Annotated in this window: 5 protein-coding genes; 2 read left to right on the forward strand and 3 right to left on the reverse strand. The window is 68.0% G+C overall.

Going from position 1 to position 3,987, the window contains the following annotated elements; translation table 11 throughout:
* On the forward strand, positions 1 to 477 hold a 477-nt coding region (locus tag QGG75_18775; protein ID MDP6069272.1), incomplete at its 5' end, for an FAD-binding oxidoreductase.
* Between the two features lie 134 nt (positions 478 to 611).
* On the opposite strand, the gene QGG75_18780 is transcribed toward QGG75_18775, so the two are convergent.
* Positions 612 to 1,892 (reverse strand): MFS transporter, encoded by a 1,281-nt coding sequence (locus QGG75_18780; GenBank protein MDP6069273.1) that lies wholly within the window; start codon positions 1,890 to 1,892, stop codon positions 612 to 614.
* Between the two features lie 193 nt (positions 1,893 to 2,085).
* On the opposite strand from QGG75_18780, the gene QGG75_18785 reads away from it, so the two are divergent.
* On the forward strand, positions 2,086 to 2,220 hold the full coding sequence (locus QGG75_18785; GenBank protein MDP6069274.1) for a hypothetical protein: 135 nt from the start codon (positions 2,086 to 2,088) through the stop codon (positions 2,218 to 2,220).
* A gap of 45 nt (positions 2,221 to 2,265) precedes the next feature.
* Here the strand turns inward: QGG75_18785 and QGG75_18790 are convergent, their stop codons facing one another.
* Positions 2,266 to 3,342, reverse strand: coding sequence for an alanine racemase (locus QGG75_18790; protein ID MDP6069275.1), 1,077 nt, complete (start codon positions 3,340 to 3,342; stop codon positions 2,266 to 2,268).
* Positions 3,343 to 3,388: 46 nt separating this feature from the next.
* A partial coding sequence (locus tag QGG75_18795) for a hypothetical protein (GenBank protein ID MDP6069276.1) occupies positions 3,389 to 3,987 on the reverse strand: 599 nt, incomplete at its 5' end.

Genomic DNA, 3,987 nt, shown 5'->3' on the forward strand with positions numbered 1-3,987 from the left:
CGGCCCGACCGGCCCATGCCGAGCACCCCCTTTTCCACCGCCATCGAGGCCGTTTACATGCGCGAGGTAGCCGAGCGGCGGTGGCTGATCGGCCGCGGTTTTCCCAAAAACTATTACGAGGTCGATCCCAACAACTTCAAGGAGTCGGCGGACAACGACTACGTGATCGGAAGTTACGATCGCATGTTGACCCGCGTTCCACCGCTCCAAGGAGCGACGATGGTCGACAGCTATGCGGCGCTCTACGACGTGACGCCGGACTGGATGCCGTTCGTCGGGCCGCGCGCCGGCATTGACGGCTACTACGACTTCTCGGGCGGCGGCGGCCACATGTTCAAAACCGCCCCGGCCATAGCCCGGGAGTTGGCGGACTGGATCGTCGACGGCGAGGTCGCGGACGACTTCCGCCAACTCAGCTATGACCGGGTGCCCGCCGACAACCTGTTCCACCAGAAATTCGGTGGCAACCGGGTGTGAGGCCAAGCATGGTTCTCGATCGCTCCTACGTGGACGAGCCGCGGTCTGGCGAGAAGGTCATCGCCCTGGGCCGTGATAAAGGGGGGGGGAGATTCCCCTGGAGGAGATTGCGTAGGCCAGCACCCAGGTCTCGCTCAACCGTGCCGCTCCGTAGGCATGGTCCCGGGGCCAGCCGCCCGGGCCTCCAGGCGGCCGGCAAGCATGCACCACAGCAAAGCCAGGACTTGCAGGGTGATGACGGCCCACAGGGAGGCCAGGTGGCCCGACACCGCGTAGCCGCCATCGGCCGTGCCGGGGAAGGTGTCGATCACCACGCCGGTCAGCCACTGCGTCAGGAACACGGTGACGAACATCAGCCCGTTCACGGCGCTTGCCGCCCGTCCCGCGGTTCCTGGCGGATATGACCGGGCGACGATGGCATACACCACCATCGGGCAGGCAAAGAACAGTGCCGACGCGGTCCACAGCAGGCCCGGCGCCAGCCCGCCCCGGGTCACGGCCAGCAGTACCTGCAGCCCGATCGACAGGCCGAAGCCGCCGAGGGCGAGCGCCTGCAGGACCTGGGGCCGGCCGCCAAGACGGGCCGACAGCCAGGCGAAGCCGAGGTTGCCGAACAGCATGGCCGTGAACATGGCGAACAATACCCAAGCCTGCATGGTTGCATCGTAGCCGGCGACGTCGCGCAGCCACAGCGGCGCCCACAAGGTCTGGTAGGCGATCGCCACGCCCACGCCGCCCATGGCGATGGGCGTGAACCGCCAGAACCGAAGACTGGTCAGGATCACGCCATAGGCCCGCAAAGGCCGGTCCCGGTCCGCCGGGGCGGCGGCGTGGCGGGGGACGAAGGCGAGCACGGTCAGCATGACGACGAGGCACGCGCCGGCCAGGCCGGCGATCACGCCCCGCCATGACACGACGGTCAGCAGTTCCACCATCGGCCCCGTGGCGACCATGCCACCGAGTGCCGTCAGTGCCACCAGGGTCGCCGTGATCGAGGCCAGCCGTCGGGGCGGGAACCACAGGCGCCCCGCCGTGAAGCCACCGGTCAGGCTGGCGGCCATGCCGACGCCGATCAGGAACCGGCCCACGGTGAGGCCGACCATGCCCGTGGCCGTGACGTAGACGAGGCAGCCGATGGTGGCGATGGCCAGCAATGTCGCGACCACACGGCGCGGGCCGTAGCGATCCAGCGCCAGCCCTATCGGCAGCTGGGCCAGGGCGAAGGCGACGAAGAAGGCGCTGGTCACGAAGCCGAGCTCGGCCGGGCCGAAGCCGAACTCGTCGACCAGTGCCGGCACGATCATCGCATTGTTGACGCGCAACGCGTAGTCGAGCGGGCCGTACAACAAGAATGGCGTGAGGATAAGCAGGGAGCGACCCGCCGCCAAAGCAGAATCGGACGGGCTTTCCGTCACGGGACGGCCGCAGAAGGTGCCGCCATCGGCTTCCCCCTTCCCCCTTTTTGCCCCCTTTCCCATAAACCGAGGCCCGGTCAAACTAGCACCGGCAGAGGTGTGCCGAAAGTCGGCTTGTGATGCAGTGGAAGGCAAACCTTAACGCCGCCGACTCATCGAAGGTATCACCGAGTTTACCTGCAGGGCCTACGACGTGACGCCCGAGACAGTCACGGTCTACGTCTTCGACGCATCAAAGGACCGGGTCGCCCACGGCGGCGTCCTCGCCTGCGACGGTGGAAAAAGGGCCACCCTGGCGGACAAATCGTGGCTGATGAGCGAATATTGACGCCCTCCGCCGCTTCGTGAGGGGCGGTTCGCGCGCATTCCCGGGTTATCGTTGGATTCCCATTTGCGGCCGTATCCGCCACTGGCCATCGAGCCCGCGCACCCAGGCCTCGGGATAGAGGTAGGCCGTGGTGCAGGCGTGACCGGGGGTCAGCAGGACGCGCTCGCCGATGGTCATTTCGGCGGCGCCGACGACGGCGTATTCCTCTGTCATTTCCCGAATTTCGTCCGGCCAGCCGAAGCGCTCGCCGAGGGGCAGGTCGGAGCCCACCGCCTTGAGGCCGGCGTCGAGGGTGACGGTCTCGCCATGGCCCGTGATCACGGTGGCCAGGACATAGGCACCCTGGCGCCAGCCAAGATGGGCGAGGTCCCGCGCGTGGCGCAGACTGGAGAAGACCCAGCTCCCCGGCGACAACCGCAGGCGCGGATGGGGCGGCCAAAGATCGAAGGTGTAGCTGCTCCCGGCGACAATGTCCGAGGCGTCCGGGTCGGGATCGGCCTCGGCGAGGAAGTCGAACAAGTCCGAAGCGATCCGCCCGACGGCCGCGGCGCGCCGCTCCCGGTCAGGATCGTGCAAGTGGCCCTCGTAGAGGTGCCAGCCGGCGAACACGCCGGCCCGGGCCAGATCGGCGGCCAATTCACGAGCCACGGGCCCAAAGGGAACGCCGGAGCGACCGAGGCCGGGATCGATGTCTAGATAGAGCCGCACCGGGGACGGCCGGGCGCCGTCCAGACGCGCGTGCCAAAGATCGAAGCCGGGCCGCGAATCGACAAGGGCGGAGACCCGCGCTTCGGGGTGTTGGCGGGCCGCCGCGATAACGCGCTCGACGGCACTACCCTGGACCGAGGGATAGGCCCACAGGACCTCGTGGGCACCGGCGGCAAGAACCATCTCAACCTCGGCCGGCGTCGCCGTTTTGAAGGCACGCACACCCTGGGCTAAAAGATCGGCCACCAGCCACGGCGCGCGGTGGGTTTTGACGTGGGGGATCAGGCGCTCGACGCCGCCGACGGCCTGGGCGGTCTGTTCCAGGTTGTGGCGCACCGCCGCGTGGTCGATGACCAGGCAAGGGGTCATCGGCTCGCCCGGCGGCATCAATGCAAGATCAGTTCGACGAGACATGTCACCGTTTCCGCAACGAGAGAGACGATCATCGGTTACCTCGCAATCATACCTTCGGTTGGGTGTCCGTTCCATCGCTTCCCCAAACCGCGCTCCTCTCGAAGTTCCAGGCCGCATCCCCGTTTTTCCGCTGCACCTTGATATGGCCCAGCCACTTAGCGTCGTCGCTCTGCGGAAAGTCCTCGCGGAAGTGAGCGCCGCGGCTTTCCTCGCGCCTGAGTGCCGCCTCGACAATCAGCGAAGCGGCCTGGGCGGCAAGCTGGACCTCGAGAATGCGCTGGAACTCGTCAGGCTCGCCGACGCCGCCCGTTCTGGCGGCCGCCGCGGCGATCTCGGCGATGGCGTCGCGGCCTCTCTCGAGGCCGGCCCGGTTACGAAGGATGCCGACGTCTTCCCACATGACCCCGCGCAGCCGAGCCAACAATTCGGCGGCCGTAGCCTCGGAGGCGCCGCCAGGGGGCTCGGGGATGTAACGGGCGAGCCGGGCTTCGGAGTCTCGTTTCCCCGGCTCCCGGCGGTTCCCGGCCCAGGCGGCGGCGGCCAACCCGGCCCGGGTGCCGAAGACGACGGTCTCGGAGAGCGCGTTGCCGCCCAGGCGATTGGCCCCGTGCAGCCCGCCCGCGGCCTCGCCGGCCGCGAAGAGGC

This window comes from Alphaproteobacteria bacterium, from assembly GCA_030740435.1.
Lineage (GTDB): Bacteria > Pseudomonadota > Alphaproteobacteria > UBA2966 > UBA2966.

Excerpts from the sequence above, each read along its gene's own strand:
- QGG75_18790 (MDP6069275.1), bottom strand. The coding sequence starts at position 3,342 with ATGTCTCGTCGAACTGATCTTGCATTGATGCCGCCGGGCGAGCCGATG.